The sequence below is a fragment of the Geobacillus sp. C56-T2 genome (assembly GCF_007829715.1).
GTDB classification, from domain to species: Bacteria; Bacillota; Bacilli; order Bacillales; family Anoxybacillaceae; genus Geobacillus; species Geobacillus icigianus.
Map to the genome: position 1 here is coordinate 1,755,726 of NZ_VJWB01000001.1, position 20,069 is coordinate 1,775,794.

Annotated in this window: 13 protein-coding genes and 1 tRNA gene; 2 read left to right on the forward strand and 12 right to left on the reverse strand. The window is 56.0% G+C overall.

Going from position 1 to position 20,069, the window contains the following annotated elements; translation table 11 throughout:
• Positions 1 to 194 precede the first annotated feature (194 nt).
• Positions 195 to 267: transfer RNA gene (locus tag GC56T2_RS08865), tRNA-Gln, on the reverse strand.
• A 191-nt stretch (positions 268 to 458) separates the two neighbouring features.
• On the opposite strand from GC56T2_RS08865, the gene GC56T2_RS08870 reads away from it, so the two are divergent.
• On the forward strand, positions 459 to 1,340 hold the full coding sequence (locus tag GC56T2_RS08870) for a glycerophosphodiester phosphodiesterase family protein (protein WP_144974578.1): 882 nt from the start codon (positions 459 to 461) through the stop codon (positions 1,338 to 1,340).
• 269 nt (positions 1,341 to 1,609) lie between these two features.
• On the opposite strand, the gene GC56T2_RS08880 is transcribed toward GC56T2_RS08870, so the two are convergent.
• On the reverse strand, positions 1,610 to 3,766 hold the full coding sequence (locus GC56T2_RS08880) for a DNA topoisomerase III (RefSeq protein ID WP_144974580.1): 2,157 nt from the start codon (positions 3,764 to 3,766) through the stop codon (positions 1,610 to 1,612).
• 12 nt (positions 3,767 to 3,778) lie between these two features.
• The gene (locus tag GC56T2_RS08885) at positions 3,779 to 4,669 is read right to left on the reverse strand and encodes an aldo/keto reductase (RefSeq protein WP_144974582.1); all 891 of its coding nucleotides are present in this window, start codon (positions 4,667 to 4,669) and stop codon (positions 3,779 to 3,781) included.
• Between the two features lie 87 nt (positions 4,670 to 4,756).
• On the opposite strand from GC56T2_RS08885, the gene pepF reads away from it, so the two are divergent.
• Positions 4,757 to 6,649: an oligoendopeptidase F gene (gene pepF, locus GC56T2_RS08890; RefSeq protein ID WP_144974584.1), complete on the forward strand. Its 1,893-nt coding sequence runs from the start codon at positions 4,757 to 4,759 to the stop codon at positions 6,647 to 6,649.
• Between the two features lie 314 nt (positions 6,650 to 6,963).
• Here the strand turns inward: pepF and GC56T2_RS08895 are convergent, their stop codons facing one another.
• From GC56T2_RS08895 to GC56T2_RS08935, 9 genes are all read right to left on the reverse strand, one after another.
• Positions 6,964 to 8,436, reverse strand: coding sequence for a nicotinate phosphoribosyltransferase (locus GC56T2_RS08895; protein ID WP_144974586.1), 1,473 nt, complete (start codon positions 8,434 to 8,436; stop codon positions 6,964 to 6,966).
• 81 nt (positions 8,437 to 8,517) lie between these two features.
• Positions 8,518 to 9,069: a cysteine hydrolase family protein gene (locus GC56T2_RS08900; protein WP_144974588.1), complete on the reverse strand. Its 552-nt coding sequence runs from the start codon at positions 9,067 to 9,069 to the stop codon at positions 8,518 to 8,520.
• 363 nt (positions 9,070 to 9,432) lie between these two features.
• Complete coding sequence (gene yidC, locus GC56T2_RS08905; protein WP_144974590.1) at positions 9,433 to 10,182, reverse strand: membrane protein insertase YidC; 750 nt, start codon at positions 10,180 to 10,182, stop codon at positions 9,433 to 9,435.
• 42 nt (positions 10,183 to 10,224) lie between these two features.
• The gene (locus GC56T2_RS08910) at positions 10,225 to 10,488 is read right to left on the reverse strand and encodes a hypothetical protein (RefSeq protein ID WP_144974592.1); all 264 of its coding nucleotides are present in this window, start codon (positions 10,486 to 10,488) and stop codon (positions 10,225 to 10,227) included.
• A gap of 144 nt (positions 10,489 to 10,632) precedes the next feature.
• A complete protein-coding gene (locus GC56T2_RS08915; RefSeq protein WP_144974594.1) occupies positions 10,633 to 14,793 on the reverse strand; it encodes a tetratricopeptide repeat protein in 4,161 nt (1,386 codons plus the stop codon).
• A 159-nt stretch (positions 14,794 to 14,952) separates the two neighbouring features.
• Positions 14,953 to 15,705 (reverse strand): alpha/beta hydrolase, encoded by a 753-nt coding sequence (locus GC56T2_RS08920; RefSeq protein WP_144974596.1) that lies wholly within the window; start codon positions 15,703 to 15,705, stop codon positions 14,953 to 14,955.
• Positions 15,706 to 15,785: 80 nt separating this feature from the next.
• Positions 15,786 to 16,289: a metal-dependent hydrolase gene (locus GC56T2_RS08925; protein WP_144974598.1), complete on the reverse strand. Its 504-nt coding sequence runs from the start codon at positions 16,287 to 16,289 to the stop codon at positions 15,786 to 15,788.
• 152 nt (positions 16,290 to 16,441) lie between these two features.
• A complete protein-coding gene (locus GC56T2_RS08930; RefSeq protein WP_144974600.1) occupies positions 16,442 to 17,248 on the reverse strand; it encodes a uroporphyrinogen-III synthase in 807 nt (268 codons plus the stop codon).
• A gap of 454 nt (positions 17,249 to 17,702) precedes the next feature.
• Positions 17,703 to 20,069: an immune inhibitor A domain-containing protein gene (locus GC56T2_RS08935; RefSeq protein WP_144974602.1), complete on the reverse strand. Its 2,367-nt coding sequence runs from the start codon at positions 20,067 to 20,069 to the stop codon at positions 17,703 to 17,705.

Sequence of the window (20,069 nt, forward strand, 5' to 3'; positions counted from 1 at the left end):
TCCTGCCGACTACGCTTTTTTTGCGGCGCTGTTTATATTTGAAAAAGCGGATGTGGAGTTTTGCTAAACTAGACGTTGAACGTATTGACTCGTCCTTGCTGTCCGGCGAATGAAAAAACGGCCCCGCACGACATGGCGGAAACCGTTTCTGCCTGCCGGCTACGCGGCAAAAGCCGCCCCGTCCGGCCATTCAGCTCGGCTAGCTGGATTCGAACGAGCGCATCACGGAAGTCAAAGTCCGTTGCCTTGCCGCTTGGCTATAGCCCAACGTCTTTGTTGGCACTTACAGTAGGCAGCAACAAACCTCCCCTTTCGAATCAAAACGCATACCATTTTGCAAAAGGAAGCAAAATACAAATAATGATTCATGTTCCGTGCGTTTCACCACATCTTTACCATCTCTTCACAATCGCTTCATTTCAATAAAGTATAATGCAAAGAGAAAGGGGGGAACGACGTTGCGCCAAACCGCCGCCCTCCGCCAATGGCTTCATGTGTTGTGGTTATTGTGCCTGCCGCTCGGCCTCGCCGCATCAACCGCCGCACAGCCGTCCGTCGCCCCGAAACCGATCATCATCGCCCACCGCGGCGCATCCGGACACGCGCCGGAGCATACGCTCACGTCCTACCGCCTCGCCGCCCGCATGCAGGCCGACTATATCGAAGTCGATGTGCGGGCCACCCGAGACGGGAAGCTCGTCGCTTTGCATGATGCCACACTCGCTCGGACGACAAACGCCGAAACCGTTTATCCGCGCCGATCGCCATGGCAGGTCAGCGATTTTTCAATTCGTGAGCTCAAAAAGTTGGATGCTGGCTCGTGGTTGGCTCCACGCTTTGCCGGCGAGCGCGTCCCGACGCTTGATGAGGTCATTCAGATGTTGAAAGCGGAGTGTGTGGAAGCCCCGCTGTACATCGAAACGAAACAGCCCGGCATCGAAAAGGCCGTCGCGCACCTGCTGCAAAGCCATCACATGTTTCGCCCCGGCCGCGTCATGTTTCAATCGTTTTCCCGAAAAAGCCTCGAGGCGCTGCGTCGGCTCATTCCGCGCGGCATTCCGCTCATCCAATTGATCGACGGAAGGGAAGCGCAACATTGGAACGATCAACGGCTGAGACAAATCGCCTCCTACGCCGATGGCATCGGCTTGCCGCTTTCGGCCGTCACCAAAGAGCGAGTGCGCGCCGCCCATCGCCGCGGGCTCATCGTCCACGTCTATACCGTCAATGCGCCGCACGATCTGGCGCGCCTATGCACCATGGGCGTAGACGGGATCTTTACCGACTATCCCGACCGCCCGGCTCGCATCGCCGCTTGCCGCCGGCCGCCCGACCATTGACTAGCCTTCAGGGAGACGGGCGGGATTTTAGTTTACATAATATTATTATTGTTTAAAAACAAAATCGTTTCCATCTGATCCGATTCGGTGTATCCTTTATGAAAAAGGAGGCCGGATCATGCGGTTCGGTTTTGCCGCGCCAAGCGAGCCGGAGCGGCTGATGGAACGGATTCAAGAGCCGCAAACGGAGTAACCGGCAAAAAAGGCGGGACGCCATCGGTCCGCCCTTGGGCCAAGCGCCCCGCCCCCTATTTCCTCTGTTGCCTTCATTACCGCTTCGGAAACTGAAACGACAATTTCTTCTCGTTTTCATCCCACACAAGGACAGCGTCAAACGTTTTTCCGCCTTTTTTGAATCCTTTAATGACATTGGTTTTTCCTTTTACCAGCAGCTTTTTCACATTCGCCGCTGAAATCGATTTGCCGAGAATGCGTTTGGCGATCGTAAACGAGCATTTTGTTTTCGCGTACTGGTCGCAGCCGTACAACGTTCCTTTGTCGATGACGGTCCCTCCGCAAAGCGGGCACGGCCCGAGCTTCTCACCGATCGTTTTTTTCGTTCTCGTCCGCTGGATCGAGGCGGTGTCGACCCCGTTGAAATTCCAAGCCGGGGCGGCGGCGATGGCGTCAGCGACTACTTTTTGCGCCAGCTTTTTCACCTGTTCCATAAACAAGGCGGGCGAGGCCGCTCCTTCACCGATTTCGCTTAGGCGCTGCTCCCATTTCGCTGTCATTTCCGGCGAGGCGAGAATCGTGCCGCCAAGCGCCTCGATCAATACTTTCGCCTTGTCCGTCGGATAGACGAGGTTATTTTTTACTTCAATGTATTTTCGTTCCTTCAGCATCGTAATGATCGCCGCCCTTGTCGCTTCCGTGCCGAGCCCTTCCGTTTTGGAGAGCACTTTTTCCAGCTCCTCGTCGTCCAAAAATGTTCCCGCCGTTTTCATCAAGGTGATGAGTTCGCCTTCCGTATACCGTTTCGGCGGCTCGGTTTTCCCTTCTTTCACCTTGACAGCGGCCGCCTCCCCCGCTTCGCCCCGCTCGAGCGGCGGCAGCACCGCGTCTTTCTCCTCCTCATGCGGACGGATGACGGTGCGCCACCCCTCCTCAACGACTTGCCTTCCTTTCGAAACGAAGCGAGCCCGACCGTCAACCAACGTCGTGACGGTCGTATAATCCATGACCGCCGCCTGGTGGTGGGCGGCGATCAAGCGGCGCACGACTAAATCGTACACGTTTCGCTCGTCGGCCGACAGCTTCTCCGGGTCAACGACCTGTTCCGTCGGGATGATGGCGTAGTGGTCGGTCACTTTTTTCTCGTTTACATAACGTTTATTCTGTAAAATCGACGGCCGCGGCAGCGGAAAATACGAAGCGTACGCCGGAAACGACGACAGCTTTTGCAAAATGGCCGGGAACGTTTCCGCCTCTCCCCTAGTCACATGCATCGAATCAGAACGCGGGTACGAAACGATTCCTTTTTGGTAGAGCGATTGCAGCACATCGAGCGTTTTTTTCGGCGAGAAGCGGTACAGCTTGTTCGCTGTCGCCTGCAGCGTCGATAAGTTGAACAACAGCGGCGGCTGATACGTTTTCCGCTCGGTGCGGACGTCGGCGACTTCCGCTCGTTTTCCTTGGCAAAAGGCCGCGATCTGTTTCGCCATCTCCTCGTCCTTGAGACGCGTTTGGCCGTTTTCATCCGTCCATTTTCCTTCATAGCGCTTATCGCCGATGGCAAACGAAGCGACGACTTCCCAAAACGGCTCCGGGCGGAACTGCTCGATTTCCCGCTCGCGCCGGACAATAAGAGCCAAGGTCGGCGTCTGCACGCGCCCGACGGAAAACACATCGTTCATCCCGCGCTCTTTCAGCAACAAGCTGTACACGCGCGAAGCGTTCATGCCGACGAGCCAATCCGCGCAGGCGCGGGCATACGCTTCTTCATAGAGCGGACGCGTCGTCTGCTCATCGAGCAGGCGGCGAAATCCTTCGGCAATGGCCTTTGGGGTCAACGATGACAGCCAAAGCCGCCTGATCGGCTTGTTAACGCCGCTGAGGCGAATCACGTTGCGCACAATGAGCTCCCCCTCGCGCCCGGCGTCTCCCGCATGGATGATTTCCGTCACTTCCGGCTTCCGCAGCAACTCCTTAATCACTTGAAACTGTTTCGCCTTCGCTTTTTCGATCTCATACTCGAACCGTTCCGGGACGATCGGCAACGTGTTGAGCGTCCACCGTTTCCACTCCGGGCGGTACCGCTCGGGCGGGGCGAGCTGGAACAAATGCCCGATCGCCCATGTCATATACGCCCCATCCGGAAACAAGTCATTCGGCAAAATTTCGATATAGCCTTGCCGTTTTTTCGTCTGAAAAATCGAGGCGAGCGTCGCCCCTTGGTCCGGTTTTTCCGCAATAATGACTTTCATCGGCTTCTCCCCTTATGGCACCTCATGCCCCATCGAGCTTTGCCAAATGGCGAACCATTGCTCGCGGGAAAGCGGCAAAGACAGCGCCCGCACCGCCCGCTCGATGCGTTCTCGTTTTCCCGATCCGACAATCGGCATCATCCGCGCTGGATGAACGAGAAGCCACGCATACAGCACTTCATCGATCGTCGCAGCGCCCGCTTCGCCCCGCACTTGTTCAAGCGTCCCGCGCAGACGCACCGCCCGGTCATCGTCAGCGGAAAAAATCGCTCCGCCAGCGAGCGGCGACCACACCATCGGCGGAACCCGCTTTTCTAGGCAAAGATCCACTGTGCCGTCCACAAAATTTTCGAGCCGGTACGCCGATGCTTCGATTTGGTTGGTGACGAGAGGAAACGGCAAATACGACTGCAACAGTTCCCACTGCGAACGTTTAAAGTTCGAGACGCCAAAATAACGCACCTTTCCATCCTGTTTCAGCCGCAAAAACGCCTCGGCCACCTCTTCGGGGTTCATGAATGGATCGGGGCGGTGGATGAGCAGCACATCGATATAATCGGTGCGGAAATTCCGCAGCGACTGCTCGACCGAAGCGATGATATGATCTTTGCTTGTATCGTACGACTTCATTCCGTACTTCGATGGCAGCTTAATGCCGCATTTCGTCACGATCTCCATCTGGCCGCGCAAGCTTGGCTGTAACGCCAACGCCTCGCCAAAGCGCGATTCGCACGTGTAGTTGCCGTAAATATCGGCATGGTCAAACGTGGTAATGCCGCGCTCAAGGCAAAATTCGATGAGCCCGAGCAGCTGCTCGGCCGAATAGCCCCAGTCGGCAAGCCGCCAACAGCCGTGAATCAGGCGAGAAAAAGTCAAATCGTCCGCTAAACGGATTCGTTCCATGGATCGTCTCCCTTTCTTTTTTTGGCTAAAATCGTTCTGCTTGCGCATACTACCAACAAGAGGAAAACAGGCAAAGGACGTGATCATATGAAGCGCTGGCTCCTTGGGCTCGCCGCTGGGCTTCTTTTGACCTCCCCATGGCCGACATCGGCCGCCGAAACGGCATACGAATGGAATGTAGCTGACATTTACCCATCCGAGCACGAGTGGATGCGCGACTATCAGGCGGTGCAAAACGCCTTGCCGAAACTGGCGGCGTTTGAAGGGAAGCTTGACGATGCCAAGACAATCGCCCAACTGTTCGCCCTCAACGAACAAACAGCCCGCAAGCTCGAAAAACTGTCGCTTTACGCCCATTTAAAACGCGACTTGAACATCGAAGACAAGACGGCCGCGCGGCTCGGGGCAAAAGTGGAAGCGCTCGCCGCCCACTATGCGGCAAAGACTGCATTTATCGAACCAGAGCTGCTCGCCCTTCCGGAGCGGACGCTGAAGAAGCTGCAAAAAAGTGAACCGCTGAAGGCGTACCGCTATTACTTCCATGAGTTGCGCGAACAAAAACCGCATACGCTCACAAAACGCGAAGAACAGCTGCTCGCGAAACTATCGCCGGCGCTCGGGGAAGCGGAGAACATTTATGACCACGCCGCCCGCGGCGATTATGAGCCGCCGTCTGTCAAGATGCCGGACGGAAAAACGGTGACATTGACCGACGACCAATACGCCGCCATGCTTGAACACTCGGACCGCCGCTATCGAAAAGCGGCGTTTGAAGCGAGAGCCAAAAGCTATGAAGCCATGGAACAAACCGCCGCCGCGACGCTGTATGCTTCGGTGAAAGCGGATGAATTGTATGCGAACGTGCGCCGCTATCCGTCCGGCCTCGCCGCCGCCCTTGCCGCCGATGACGTACCGAAGGAAGTGTTTGATCATTTGATCGCCGCCACCCGCCGCCACTTGCCGGCGCTTCACCGCTATGTCGAACTGCGGCGGCGCGCGCTCGGGCTGGACCGCGTCCATAGCTATGACTTGTACGTACCGCTTGTCAGTGAACCCATGAAGCCGATTCCGGTTGAAACGGCGAAGACGCTCATGATGGAAGGGCTCAAGCCGCTCGGCACCGACTATATTCGCCGCGTGCACCGCGCGTTTCAAGAACGATGGTTGGATGTCTACCCGCGCCCGAAAAAATATACGGGCGGCTATAACACCGGAGCGTATGACACCCATCCGTTCATCTTGCTCAATTACAACGGTTCGCTTGACAGCGTGTTGACGATGGCCCACGAACTTGGGCACGCCATGCATTCCGTGTACACGAACGAGACGCAGCCGTACCATTATTCCGGCCATTCGATTTTCACCGCGGAAGTGGCATCAACGGCGAACGAATGGCTCCTGCTCGATTATTTGTACAAACAGGCGAAAACAAAAGAAGAAAAACTCCGCCTGCTCATCGAACAAATCGAGCAAATTCGCGGCACATTGTACACGCAAGTGATGTATTCCGAATTTGAGCGAACGATTCACGACAAGGTGCGCCAAGGCGGCAGTCTCACAGCGGACGAATTGAACGATCTTTGGCTTGGCCTGCTCAAAACGTATTATGGCCCGGCGTACGCTGCCGATCCCGGCGCCGCGCGCGGCTGGCTGCGCATTCCGCATTTTTACGACGCCTTTTATGTATACAAATATGCCACTTCGCTCGCAGCCTCGCACGCCATTGTGCGCGCTATCAAAACCGATCAAAGCGGCGAAGCGGTAAAGCGGTACAAACAATTTTTGCGCGCCGGCGCATCCGATGACCCGATCCGTCTGCTCAAGCGGGCCGGAGTGGATATGACAAGCCCCGAACCGATCGAGCGCGTCTTGCGCCATTTCGCCTTCCTCGTTGACGAACTCGATCGGCAGCTGTCAAGCCAAAACCGGCAACCGTCCACACCGAAAGAGACCAACTTAAAAGGGCGGCTGTCTTCATAGGTCTCAAGCAAAGCGTTCTATACGTACGACGTCGCGATGGAAGAGGGTGTCCCGTGCCGATTCGGGACACCCTGCTTTCGTCGTGGCTGTTCAGCTCGTCATTGACCAAGCCGTTTCTCATCCCGTGCCGATTCCGCACACCCTGCTTTCGTCGTGGCGGCCGTCCCACTTGTTTTCCGGACGGCAAGCCCATCGCGTTGCACCCGCAACTTCCGCCATCCGCGGCAAACAAAAAGGAGGCGGCGGGTCATCCCATCGCCGCCTGTCGCGCGAGCGCCAACCCGCCTCTCAGCTTGTCCGCGCCCGGCGGCCGGCTACTCTTTCATCGACATGCGCGCCACCGCTTCTTTCACTTTGCGGATGTTTTCCATCTTATTGTCCCAGCACGCCTGGCTCAAATCGACCGGATATTGCTCGGGATTGAGCGTCCGTTTGTACTCCTCCCAAAACAAGCGCAAGCTTTCTTTCGCATACGCCTGAATGTCGGCAAGCGGCGGCGACGTATAGACAAGTCTGCCCTGGTCGAAAACGGTCACATGCAAATCGCGCGCTTCGAAATTGGTGACGAATTTGCTGATGAATGTATACACTGGATGAAACATTTTCAATCGTTCTTCTTGCTGCGGGTTTTCGCTCTCTAAAGCGATGTAGTCGCCTTCCGCTTTCTGGTTGATTTTGTTGACGATGCGGTACACCCGCTTCAACCCCGGGGTCGTCACCTTTTCCGGATTGCCGCTGATTTTGATCGTATCGACCATTTCCCCTTGTTCGTTTTCGATCGCCACCATTTTGTACACGGCGCCGAGCGCTGGCTGATCGTACGCGGTAATGAGCTTTGTGCCGATCCCCCAGACATCGATTTTCGCCCCTTGCGATTTCAAGTTTAAAATCGTATCTTCGTCCAAATCGTTTGAGGCAAAAATTTTCGCGTTCGGGAATCCGGCTTCATCGAGCATTTTCCGCGCTTCCTTCGACAAATAGGCCAAGTCACCGCTGTCGATGCGGATGCCGATAAAGTTGATTCGGTCGCCCAACTCCTTGGCGACGCGAATGGCGTTGGGCACTCCCGATTTCAACGTATCATACGTATCGACAAGAAAGACGCAATCTTTATGGCGGCGGGCGTACTTCAAAAAGGCGGTGTATTCATCGTGATACGCTTGAATCATCGAATGGGCGTGCGTTCCGGCGACCGGAATACCAAACAGCTTGCCAGCGCGCACGTTCGATGTCGCCTCTATCCCGCCGATATACGCTGCGCGCGCGCCCCAAAGCGCCGCATCCATCTCCTGCGCCCGCCGGCTGCCGAACTCCAAAGCCGGTTCGTCCCCGAGAATATGCTTAATGCGCGACGCTTTCGTGGCGATGAGCGTCTGAAAATTGATGATGTTTAAAATGGCCGTTTCAATGAGCTGCGCCTCGGCGAGCGGCGCCTCAATGCGCATGATCGGTTCGTTGGCAAACACCACTTCCCCTTCGCGCACCGAACGGACGGTGCCGGTAAAGCGAAGCGTCCGCAAATAATCCAAAAAATCGTCGCGGTAGCCAAGCTCATTGCGCAAATAGTCGATATCGCTGTCGGAAAAACGAAATCCCTGCAAAAACTGTATTACGCGCTCAAGCCCGGCAAAGACGGCATAGCCGTTGCCAAACGGCAGCTTGCGAAAAAACACCTCAAACACGGCGCGGCGCTCATGCATCCCGTCTTCCCAGTACGTTTCGACCATATTGATTTGATATAAGTCCGTATGAAGCATCAAACTGTCATCGGCATATTTTCCGTTCATGAATGCAGAACCTCCAACGTACAAATGACTGCGCCGCAGCAAAAGAGAACGTTCATCGTCTATTCTATCACGTTTTCGCCATTATTCCACTATTTCCGCGCCCAACGTATGGCGAAAATGGCGAAGCGCCCACACGTGTCCCGCCGGGTCAAAACTCGCGACCGCCCGCCGGTGAACGACAATGTGAAACCCTTTGTTGTAGGCATCGACGGCCGTATGAAGAACGCAAATATCGGTGCAGCAGCCGACCAAATGCACTTCCGTAATGCCTCTCTCGCGCAATTTGATCTCCAAATCGGTTCCGGCGAATGCGCTGTAGCGCGTTTTGTCGATCCAGTACACATGGTCTTTATGCTTGTTCGCCTCATAGACGGCTTCAAGCTCTCCGTACAGCTTTCGGCCTTCTGTCCCTTCAATGTTGTGCGGCGGAAACAGCTTCGATTCGGGATGGTAACGATCCCCTGCCTTATGTTGATCAATGGCAAACACGACAAAGTCGCCATGATCTATAAACTGTTTCGTCACGCGCACCAGTTCGGCCTCGATTGCCTGCCCCGGTTTGCCGCATGTCAGCGCGCCGTCATCGGCGATAAAATCGACCGTATAGTCGATGATGATCAGTGCTCTCTCCATCAACATCCCTCCCGTGTATTTGTCGATCAGATTGTACATTGGCACTGCTATACTTTTACTCTACTCCAACATGCAAAATTTGGGCAAGCAGAAGCCATCAACGAGCGAGTCCATCGAGCCTTCCCTTATGGCTTTTTTGTCCGAATCATCTTTGCAGCGATTTTCTCGAAGGCCGGTGAAAAACCTCTCTCACACCGATCGCAGCATTTTCATTCAAAAAAGAAAGCGGATTCTGCAAGGTTTTTCGAATTGATAAATGAGCGGAATCAGTCTTGCACTAAATCACGAGCCCCCTAGCGCATCGCGCGAAACAAACACATCCCCTGCCTGCTTTTGGTTTGGAAAGCAAACAGGGGATGCGGGCTAGTTGTTTTCCGCCGCTTTCGCCGTTTTCAGCTGACTGCGCAAAAGGAGCGACTGAATGATCGAGAAGCAGCCCCCGACGACCCAATAGAGCGACAGCGCCGATGGGACGGAGCTGGCGCCGATAAAGATCATGACCGGCATGATGTATGACATCATCGCCATTTGCGGCAGTTGTTCCTCGGTCATCGATGGCGACAGGCGGAGTGAGATGAACGTCGTCAACGCCGCCAAAACCGGCAAAACGAAATACGGATCGCGATGGCCGAGTTCGACCCACAAAAACGAATGCGTTTTAATTTCCTGCGTCCGTGAAATGGCGTAATAAAGCGCCATAAAAATCGGCATTTGAATGAGCACGGGCAGGCAGCCGCTCGCCGGGTTGACGCCGTGTTTTTGATACAGCTGCATCATTTCTTGCTGGAGCTTGCGCTGCGTTTCCGGATCTTTGCTTTTATATTTTTCTTGCAGCTTCAACAATTCCGGACGCAGTTTTTGCATGGCGAGCGAGGCGCGAAACTGCTTCAAAATGAGCGGCAGCAAGCAAAAGCGGACGATGAGCGTCAGCACGATAATGGCGATGCCGTAGTTGTCGCCAAACCAATGGCCAAGCGTCAACAAAAGCTTCGACATCGGGTAGACAAAATAATGGTTCCAAATGCCTTGACTATGTTCATCAATCGGTTCGTTGCGGCTGCAACCGGAAAGAAGCAAAACGGCACCCAATAAAATCATGATCCATTTCTTCATGAAAAGCCCTCCTTGATCTTGTCCAAACATGATGCGCGTTCATCAAGGAGAGGGCCTTCCATCTTCATCCGTTCGGCTGGCCTGTTCCCGCATCGGGATTTTTCGCCGTTGCGGCAAAAACGGCGGGCGCGATGGAAGCGCCGCGCCCATGGCGCTCCCTTTCGCCCCTTGCTCGCGAACAGAGGCCAACAGCGGCTCACAAAACAGCGAAGCGGCCATCCGACGCGCGCCCTTATGCCCTTTTACGATCATCCATAATGCCCCGACAAGCGACATATAGACGAATAATTCGATCGGCGCTTCCATCCGTCCCGTTCACCTCCCTTGGCCTCTCTTCTCACAATAGCAAACTTCTCGGCAAAAGAAAAGTTTGAAAAACAAAAGTTCCCAATCCTCGTCGGAAGTCCTTCCTGAACGTCACCGCAAATACTTTACTCACACGGCCGCCGCTCACACCCGAGCCATGCGCTGAAAGGCCGGCTCCTCGGCCGCCAACGCCGCCCACTCTCCGCTCTCATCGTCGGAAAGAACCCGGTCCAGTTCCTGCTTCGCTTCATCGAAACGCCCAAGCAGAGCAAGATAGCGAGCGCGCTCATACTGAAGACGGATATCTTCCTTGGCACGAACGCACCGGTCGATGGCGGCCAGCGCCTTGTCGAGACGCCCCATTTCTTCGTACATCGCGGCGAGGTGCAGATGCCACTCCCCGTCTTCCGAATACCAATCGGCGTATCGTTCCCAAAGCGCTGTCGCTTCTTGCCAGCGCCCTGTTTCCTCATATCGCTCGGCAAGCAGGAAGAGCGCGCCACGGGAGAGCGGCTCTTCCGCCACGATCGCCTGCAACTGCCGTTCGGCTTGTTCCTGCCGCCCGTCCTGAAGCCAAACGACGGCCTGCAAAACGCGCAGCTCGACATCATCGGGATCATCGGCGCGCAGCCGATCGAGCCATGTTTGCGCCTCTTGACGTTGGTTGGCGTCGTCAGCCGCCAACAAATGCTTGACAAATTCCCGCGCCAATTCAGGCTCCTCGCCGCGCGCCAGCGCCTTGCGCCACATTTTCGCGGCATCGTCCTCCAGTTCAACCGCCGCATAAAAGCGAGCCAGCTCGGCATACGCTTCCGGGTTTTCGCGGTCAAGGCTGATCGCCTCTTCGTACAAATCAACAATGGCGGAAAACAACGAAAACTTCCCGACCCATGCCTTCATTTTCGTCCACCACCGCCCGGGCATTTCATCCATCCTCCCTAACTCCTCTTCCCAATAGGGAAGAAGAGCTGCGGCAGCGCGCACATAGATCGCGCGTTTTCGCTGGCGGTCAGTCTGCAAACGCTCCAGTCGGCGGCGCAGCTGCGCCAAGCCGCGCCCATGTTTCGGAAACAGGGCGAGGTAAGTAACATACAGCGATTCATCGCCCGGCTGCTCGATGATCAACGACTCGAGCATCTCCATCGCTTCTTTCGCTTTTCCTTCCTTTATCATCACTTTGGCGTAATGGTGAAGCGCCTCGTGATCGTGCGGAGCGAGCGAGAGCGCCTTTTCCACCGCTTCTTTCTCCCGCTCGTTCTGCCCGAGCGCTCCATATACGTAGCCGAGGTTGTCATAATACCACGCTTCCCCAGCCTGCCGTCGGGCGTCAGCCAACGCCGAAAGAAGCGCCGACGGTTCGATGAGCGCCGCCATCGATTCGATATCGGCGCGCAGCGGAGCAAGGCGGACCGCTTGAAGCAAATGGGCGCGCTCCTCTTCTTCCTTTCCTTCCCCTCCGTATAACACAGCCAACCGAAAATGGCAAAGGGCAAAGGACGGATCAGCGCGGAGGCACGCTTCGTAATGCTGCTTCGCCTCGTTTTCACGCCCAAGCGACGCGCACAGCTCGGCAAGACGGAACAGCGAAAGCGGGTGGCCCATGGCAGCGCCCCCGCGGTATGCGGCCATAGCCTTAGCCGGCCGATGTTGCCGCTCATAAAGAACGCCGAGGGCGCAGCGAGCCGCGGCGAGGCGGGGACGGTCGGCAGCGAGCCGCTCCAAAAACAGGAGGCCGCGTCTTGTGAGCGACGGGGTAGTCAACTGGCTGATGTAAAACTCGTACGCCTCTTCCACGTCAAACTGAGCGAGGCGCAGCCCTTCCTCAAGCCATGCGAGCGCCGTCGCTCGCCCCTCTTCATCATCGGCGAAGCCGTAAGCCATCAGCCACTTGCCCGCATTCAGCCAATACTCGCTGTTGTTAGCAAAATGGGTGCATAGTTCAGCCACGCGCCGTCTTGCCGCCTCTCGCTCTCCCCGCTCCGCCAAAGCCGAGGCCAGTCCGAGATGGGCGAACACGTCATCCTCATCCAAAGCCAGCGCCTGCTCGTAGCAGGCGGCCGCTTTTTCCGCTTCCCCTTCATCGATATAGAAATCGCCAAGCCGAACGTAAAGCGGCACCGGCCGTTCGGCGGCGGCAATCCCCTCTTGCAGCAGCTGCTTCGCCTTTTCACGCTCACCGGCTTCATGATACAAATCGGCTAACATCCCATATGGATGCGGTTCGCGCGGATCGAGCGCCTTAGCTACGCAAAACCCGCGCTCCGCCTTGCGCCGGCGGCCAAGCTCCATATCGCAGCGAGCTCGCTCATACCAAAGCTGGGCATCGCGCCGTTCGCGGCGCACAAGCATGTCAAACCAGGCGCGCGCCTCAGCCGTGCGCTTGGCGTGGAACAGCAGCACACCATGATTCGTTTCAATAAACAGATCGCCCGGATACAAGCGGACGGCCACTTGTGAACAGACAAGCCCCCGCTCCGTACGGCCGGCATACGCCAAAGCAAGCGCCAAATAGCTCCACACTTCGGGCTGGTCTGGATCCAACTGGAGCGAGGCGCGGAAATAGCGGGCCGCCTCTTCATAGCGGCTCGCGAAAAAGGCGATGCGGCCGCGCAAGTAATGATAGAGCGGGCTTTGGCTTTTTCCTTTTGCCTGCTTGAGCGCTTGTTCCGCCCGTTCCATCTCTTGGGCATACACGTATGCTTTCGCCGCCACCAACCGCAAATCGTCGTGCTCAGGATACTTGGTCAAGACCCGCTCGGTATAATCCAACACGAGCGGTTTCGCCTCGTCGCTGCTAAAATGTTTCATAACATACAGCCATGTATACGGAATGTGCTCATGGCGGCGCAAAAAAGCGACAAACGCCGCGAAATGGGCTCGTTCATCTTCATCCATTTTTTCCGCAAAAGCGTGGAGCGCGCGGAAATAGCGGTCCTCCTCGTCAGGAAGCTCGGCAGCGAGCGCAGCTTTTTCCCGGGGAAGCGCAACGATCGACAAATAATGTGTTCCCGCGTACCATTTTTCGAGCTCGTTTTCCGAAACTACAAACGGTTCAAAGACGTTAGGGTCTTGCACATAAAACGCCTCAAGCCGCTCATCGTAGCCGAACAGCACTTGCACATGGGACGACTGCTCATAATCAACGCTTAAAAGCACGGGAATCCCTTCATCAATAAGCCGCTTCCAGCGCGCAGGCGAACCGATGAAAAAGCGGCAGACGAATCCAAGCCCTTCGAGATAATGAACCGTCGTCGATAATTTGGAGCCGCGCACATCAAAAATCTGTTCGGCCACCTCATCTTGCGTCCGCGGAGCGCCAAGGACGCGAAGCATCATTTCGACGCTCGCCGGCACGCAATAGTTATGCTTTTGCACGACCGGAACAAGCGGCAGCACGACCGCCCGCTCGTTCGTTCTCCCCACCGCGCGGGCGTACGGCGTTTTCTCAAGCTGCGGCACGGCGCTCACCAACGACTCCAGCTTCTCCCATTCCCCGAGCTGATAATACAGTTCAGCGCGCAAATGGTTGAAATAACGGCGATGCATATGGAACGGATTCAGGCGGTCAAGCTCCTCCATCGCCGTCAACGCCTCACGGTGGGCGCGCACATCGCGAAGCCGGCGCACGCGCTCCGCGTAAAACGACAGCACTTGCGGAAAGCGCCGCCGGCCTTCTTCCAAGACGGCTAGCGCCTCATGATGACGCCCATCGAGCGCATACAAATCAGCAAGAAGCAAATGACATAGGTCGCCGCGCTCCGGATCGTCCAGCCCGGCCCGAATCACTTGTTCGGCCTTCTGCCGGTCGCCGGCCTCGATATAAAAATACCCCCATTTATCATGCATGGACGCTGTCTCATAGCGGGCCACCACTTCCATCCATTCCCGCGCCTCATCAATCCGCTGCATATCGAGCAGCGCGCGCACGAATACAAACGCCGCCCGCGCCACCGCCTCCTGCGGCTCAGCGGTTCGCCCATCCAACGCTTCGGCTAGGCGCGGCCCCAGCGCCTCTTCGACATCGAGCGGCCGCCGGCTGTCCAGCCACTCATCGCACACCCAAGCCAACGTCTGCAGCGTGTTCAGCCGGCGATGGGCATAGCGGGCCACAATCCCGCTATGACGGTACATGAGCGCATAATCAAACAGCCGGACGAGCGCCCGGAACGGTTCAATGCTGTCCCATGACGCCAATAACGGCCGCCATCCGAACGGTTCGGCTTTTTCTAGCTGCGGCCGCACTTCGGCGAGAGCGTCCACGATTTTCTTTTCCTGAACAAGCAAACGGATGCGTTCTATATTCATAAAGTCGGAGCTCCTTTTCGAAATTAGGCTTTTCCACTTCTACTATACTATAAGTTTAGACGAATTTTTCGGAAACGACCATCTATTTTTTCACAAAAATAACGACAAAAAACAAATAGCCGGCCCCGTTTTGGACAGAACCGGCCATAGGCTGGCCGCTCAACCGGCATGGTTGGCGAAAAACTGCAGCGATCGTTCAATGATGAGCGGCTGATCGTAATCGAGCGTTGCCACATGATAGCTGTTGTGAAGGCGGACCATTTCCTTCTCTGACGAACGAATGCCTTGAAAGATGAGATCAGCATTCCCGGGCGGCACGACATGATCTTCATCGGAAACGAAAATCAGCGCCGGACAGGTGATGCGTCCGAGTTCGTTTTTCACGCGCTCCATCAATTGGACGAGCTGAAGGAGCGATGCCGTCGGCGTTTTTTCGTACGCCAGCTCTTTCACATCGGGGTTTTTTATGTCCGATCCGATCGAGTCAAGATACCGCGGCACCTCGCCCCCGCCCGCCATTCCAGCGGCGATGGCCGGGATGTCGACCGCGGCGTTAATCGGCACGATGCCGCGGATTTCCGGATGCTGTTCGGCCAAATAAAGCGTGAGCGTCCCGCCCATCGACAATCCGGTGACAAAAATGGTTGAGCACCGTTGTTTCAGCCACTCGTATCCTTCTTCGACCGAGGCGATCCAATCGTGGAACGTCGTCCGCTCCATGTCTTCGTAGTGCGTCCCGTGCCCTTTTAAACGCGGCAGACAAACGGTATAACCGGCTTTCGCATACGCTTCAGCGAGCGGGCGCATGCTGTGGGGCGTGCCCGTAAATCCGTGCGATAGCAGCACTCCGACCGGCCCATTTTCGGCGTAAAACGGCTCGGCGCCAGGCAATACAGGATATTGTTCGCTCATTTTCCCCTCTCCCCCTGTCCATTTTTAGCTGTCCACATAGGTGATTCGCCGTTTTGTCCCATTTTCCTTTTTCGAATTGATTACCAAATGGCCAAAAGTGACCGCCACCATTCGTAAAACAATCCGCTGACGCCGAAATAAACGAAGCCGACCCAAGCAGCAGCCACGAACAGCTTTTCCATCCCTTTTCCCGTCCGATAGAGCGGCACTTTCCACCGTTTGGACGAAAACGGCCAAAACAACGGCACCCCTTGGACGGAAAAAAAGTCTTCGATAATGTGAAACAAATAGCCAAGCACGACCCCGGCGGCAAACGGTGACGCCGATTCGCGCCAAACAAGCGCCGCAAGCATCCCCCAGACGATGAGCGAATGCGTCATCCCGCGATGGCCGAACGCTTCTTTTACTTTCCCCGCGACGCCGAACGAACGGCGGCCGACATACGATGACGGCTCATCAATGTCAGGAAGAAGGCTGCCGATGGCAAGCCCCGCCGTATAGGCCGCGGTAAAGGGCAGCTCGGTATGGGCGGACACCGCCGCGCCGAGACATAATGTAGCAATGACATGGCTGGAGTATCGCAACGAAATCCCCTCAAATTTTGATCGTTTTCCCCATTATACCATAACAAAGAATATTTGTTCGTTTTTTGGCGCATCGTGAGGCGTTGCCTCCATTATACCGTGGGCGGCACGATGACCGTTATGACCGATATCACACCCGGAAGCAAAAGCGCTCAAAACGCGATCGATTGTTGAAAATAACGGGCAAGCGTCACGATCATCGCCCCCATCCGCTCATGTTCGGGAGCGATGACGCGATGGACTCCCTCTTCTTCCAACGCCTCTTTTGTCACTTTGCCGACGGCGCAGGCGACAACATCGGCGCGGAACGCCTCAAGCAGCGGGGCGATCTCTTTTTTCTCGCGGGCAAAGGAAAAGAAAAAGCGGACTTGCATCGCCGAGGTAAAACAGACAGCATCGACCTCGCGACCGACAACTTCATTGTATAGCGTCTCAAGCGTCTCCTCATCCGGAGCGACATGCCGGTATGGAAGCAGTTCCGTATAGGACGCACCCCGCTCAAGAAAAAATTGGCGAAGCGCCGGAGCCGTGTCGCCGTACAGTTGCACAACCACGTTTTGGTTCGCAAAGTCGTGCTCGCCGAGAACAGCGATCAACCCTTTCGTCGTCCCGTCCTCGCTTGCGGCCACCGGGGTGACGCCGATTTGTTTCAACGCCGTTACCGTTTTATAGCCACGGGCGGCGACACAAGCATTCTCGATCGCCCGCCTCCACTCGGCGATGATCCCTTCTCTTTCGGCCGCTTCCCAAAGCGCCGCAAACCCAATGCCGGTCGTAAACACGATCCAGTCCGGACGCATCACAATGGTGGTTCGTATTTCTTCCCCCAACTCGTTTCCTTTTGCCAATACCGTTCCTTGCGCTGGGCGAATGACGGCCGTTCCTCCTTGCTTTTCAATAAGAGTCGTCATCTCATCCAGTTTGCGTGAGGCGCACAACGCAATTCGTTTGCCACGCATCCGTTTTCCCTCCGATCGTCTAGCCGTTGTCGTTTTCATTCTAAAAAAATCGCCCCTGCCTATGCAAGAAACGAGACCGAAACACCCCGAACGGTTTTGCGCACCATTCCGAAGACATGCAAACAACCGTTCGTTCGGTTAAAAAACAAAATAACCGAAGCTACCGTGACGCGGGAAATTTCAACTTAGGAAGCGCGGCCGCAAGCCACATGTTTCCTTGCCCGCCCTTCCAGACGGACAGCATGAATGAAAACACCACGGCACCTCCGATTCTTCCCTCATGGATAAACTCCTTGACGAACTTGAAGACACGAGGTGGAAGCGCGGCCGGACGGACTACCTCTCATAGTGAACTCCTTGACGAACCCGATCGGCAAAGAGCACCGTTTTTCACCAGCCTTCCAGACAAAACGGGTGCCCGTTCGTTTCCGGGACACCCGTTTTTGCGCTCCATTTAGCGATAAATCAACACACGAGCCGCCGTGCGGTCAGCGCTTTCGCCGATGACGCGAATTTTTAAGCCGTAGTTCGGCACGTTGCGTCCGGCATCGGCTGCTCCTTTGTTCAAATACGACCGGCTATCATCAAAAACGGTTAGCGGCGAGGTGTCGTTGTCGATCAGTTGCGCGCCGTTTATTTTCAGGCGGAACGGTGCGCCTTTTTGCAGGCTGAACGCCGCATCATGCACTTGATAGCGCGTCGAGGCCGCCGTGTTGCCCGACCATTTCAACGTGTGCTGATCCGCGTCGACGACGCCGAGAAACCCTTCGCCCGGATGGATGCCCGTCCAGTTGTTGTCATACGACTCATCGACATACCAGACAACAAGGCCCGGGTCGTACGACAGCAGTTGATCGCCGCGCAAAATGTGAGCCAGTCCTTCATCGACGCCGCGATGGTTGCGCCACTCGATCAAGTAGTAATGCTTCGAGCGCTGCGTGCCATCGCTTTTCACAAAACCATTGAGCGTGAAGGCGCTGTCGGCCTCCGCCCCGTCCGTGAGCACAGCCGTTTGACCCGCTTTCACTTCAATATTATCGATATACCAACCAGCTTCCGCTACAGCCACATCCGTTACATAATGAAAACGAAGATCGATGACTTTGCCCGCATAAGCCGACAAGTCAAACTGGGCTTTCACCCAACCATCCGATGTACCGGTAATGCCGTTGCCCGGATTTTGTCCGTTCGGATTGCTCGTGGTGGTAATATTTCCAGGCACTGTCACCCACTGGCCTGAGCCTTGTTCTTTCACTTCTACCGCACCATAGTCCCAATCGTTCTCGATGGCATACCATGTATCAAACGTCAATACCGCTTGCGATGCCCCTCGCAAGTCAATTGTCGTCGACATGGAGCTGTCCAAATTGTTTCCTTTGCCGGAGAAGTACGCATAGGCGCCGGCAGCCGGAGAAGCGATGACGATGCTTTTATCCGGCAAGTTGATGCGCACGGCATCGTTGTTCGTCCCTTTCGTGCTCGCTTCATCGAGCACAACTTCCACACCGTTTTGCGTCACCTCGTTCCACTCGACCGTTGTTCCGCTCAGCCAGTTGCTTCCGGGCATCGTTGATTGCAAAAACTGCTTCGCCCAAGCGCTGAAGCCGGTCGGCTCAGTGCCCGGAATGCGACCCGCCCAGCTGCCGCTCGACATGATGGACCAATAGGCGACCGGTTCGCCTAATCCAGAATAAATCGTATCGTATTCATCCGGCAGCCCTAAATCGTGGCCGTACTCATGAGCAAACACCCCCGCCGCCCCGTCGGCCGGCTCAATCGTATAATCGTAAGCCGCCAGTTGACCGCGCCAATACGGCACGTCCGTCGTCGTGTTCGGAATGCGGTACACCGATCCTAAATTCCAACGGTGCGACCAAATGGCATCGCCGCCAAGCGAACCACCGCCCGCCTCTTCACCGACGCTTGAGTGGACGATCATGAGATGATCGATCAAGCCGTCCGGCTCACGCGTATTGCCGTCGCCGTCCAAATCATAGCGATCCTCTTGGTCAAATTCGCGCAAATTGATGCTCGGATCTTTCGCGGCTGCCGCGAGCGCCTCGCGCACAAGCGCGCGCGGGTTTGCATCGTTCCCATCGGGCGTCGGCACGTTGCCGCCGTAGTATTTGGCCGGATATTTCGCCTGATACCAGCCCCCCACTTTTCCTTCAATGGAATAGCTGCCGCCGGATTGTTCTTCATAATATTTTTTCACTGAAATCAGTTTCTCGCCGTTCGGCCCTTCGTAATAGCCGTCATCGCCGCCAAAAATCATGTCTTCGTAGTGCTCGCGCGTGTAGTCTTTGTAATACATATCCGTTTCATTAGGTTGGATGCGGTTGTGCGGGAAATCCGGATATTCAATGAGCAAAACGAGCACCCGGTCGACTCGCTTGCCTCCGTTCCACGGCTCCGGTTGGACGGACGGCACGGAAGTTGTTTTCGACTGGCCGAGCTTTTTCCCTTTCCCATTCAGCACGCTGTTTTTCCGCAGTTGATCCTGCAGCGCTTCTGCCCGCTTCTTCTCGTTTTCGTACAGTTCCCCCTTCTCCCGCGGCATATGGGCCGCCTTTTGCCGCAAATAGTCGCGCACCGCTTGTTCCGCCTCAGCCGGAGTCGCGTCGGCGCGAAGCGTTCCCCTTTTTTTCAACATCTCCGCCAGCTTTTCTTCATTGGCGATCGCAAAATCGATCGGTCCCCCGTGCTGCCACGCCGGAACCGCCGCTGCATTGGCCGCTTGCGGCGCCTTAGCCGGCGATGCCCAAAGCCCAACGCCGAGCGACAGCAACGCCGTCAATGAAAGAATCGAGCGCTTGTTCAA

What these genes read in the sequence shown, in the direction of transcription:
- GC56T2_RS08880 (WP_144974580.1), bottom strand. Translation starts at nt 3,766, where the DNA reads ATGAAAGTCATTATTGCGGAAAAACCGGACCAAGGGGCGACGCTCGCC.
- GC56T2_RS08885 (WP_144974582.1), bottom strand. Translation starts at nt 4,669, where the DNA reads ATGGAACGAATCCGTTTAGCGGACGATTTGACTTTTTCTCGCCTGATT.
- pepF (WP_144974584.1), top strand. Translation starts at nt 4,757, where the DNA reads ATGAAGCGCTGGCTCCTTGGGCTCGCCGCTGGGCTTCTTTTGACCTCC.
- GC56T2_RS08895 (WP_144974586.1), bottom strand. Translation starts at nt 8,436, where the DNA reads ATGAACGGAAAATATGCCGATGACAGTTTGATGCTTCATACGGACTTA.
- GC56T2_RS08900 (WP_144974588.1), bottom strand. Translation starts at nt 9,069, where the DNA reads ATGGAGAGAGCACTGATCATCATCGACTATACGGTCGATTTTATCGCC.
- yidC (WP_144974590.1), bottom strand. Translation starts at nt 10,182, where the DNA reads ATGAAGAAATGGATCATGATTTTATTGGGTGCCGTTTTGCTTCTTTCC.
- GC56T2_RS08910 (WP_144974592.1), bottom strand. Translation starts at nt 10,488, where the DNA reads ATGGAAGCGCCGATCGAATTATTCGTCTATATGTCGCTTGTCGGGGCA.
- GC56T2_RS08915 (WP_144974594.1), bottom strand. Translation starts at nt 14,793, where the DNA reads ATGAATATAGAACGCATCCGTTTGCTTGTTCAGGAAAAGAAAATCGTG.
- GC56T2_RS08920 (WP_144974596.1), bottom strand. Translation starts at nt 15,705, where the DNA reads ATGAGCGAACAATATCCTGTATTGCCTGGCGCCGAGCCGTTTTACGCC.
- GC56T2_RS08930 (WP_144974600.1), bottom strand. Translation starts at nt 17,248, where the DNA reads ATGCGTGGCAAACGAATTGCGTTGTGCGCCTCACGCAAACTGGATGAG.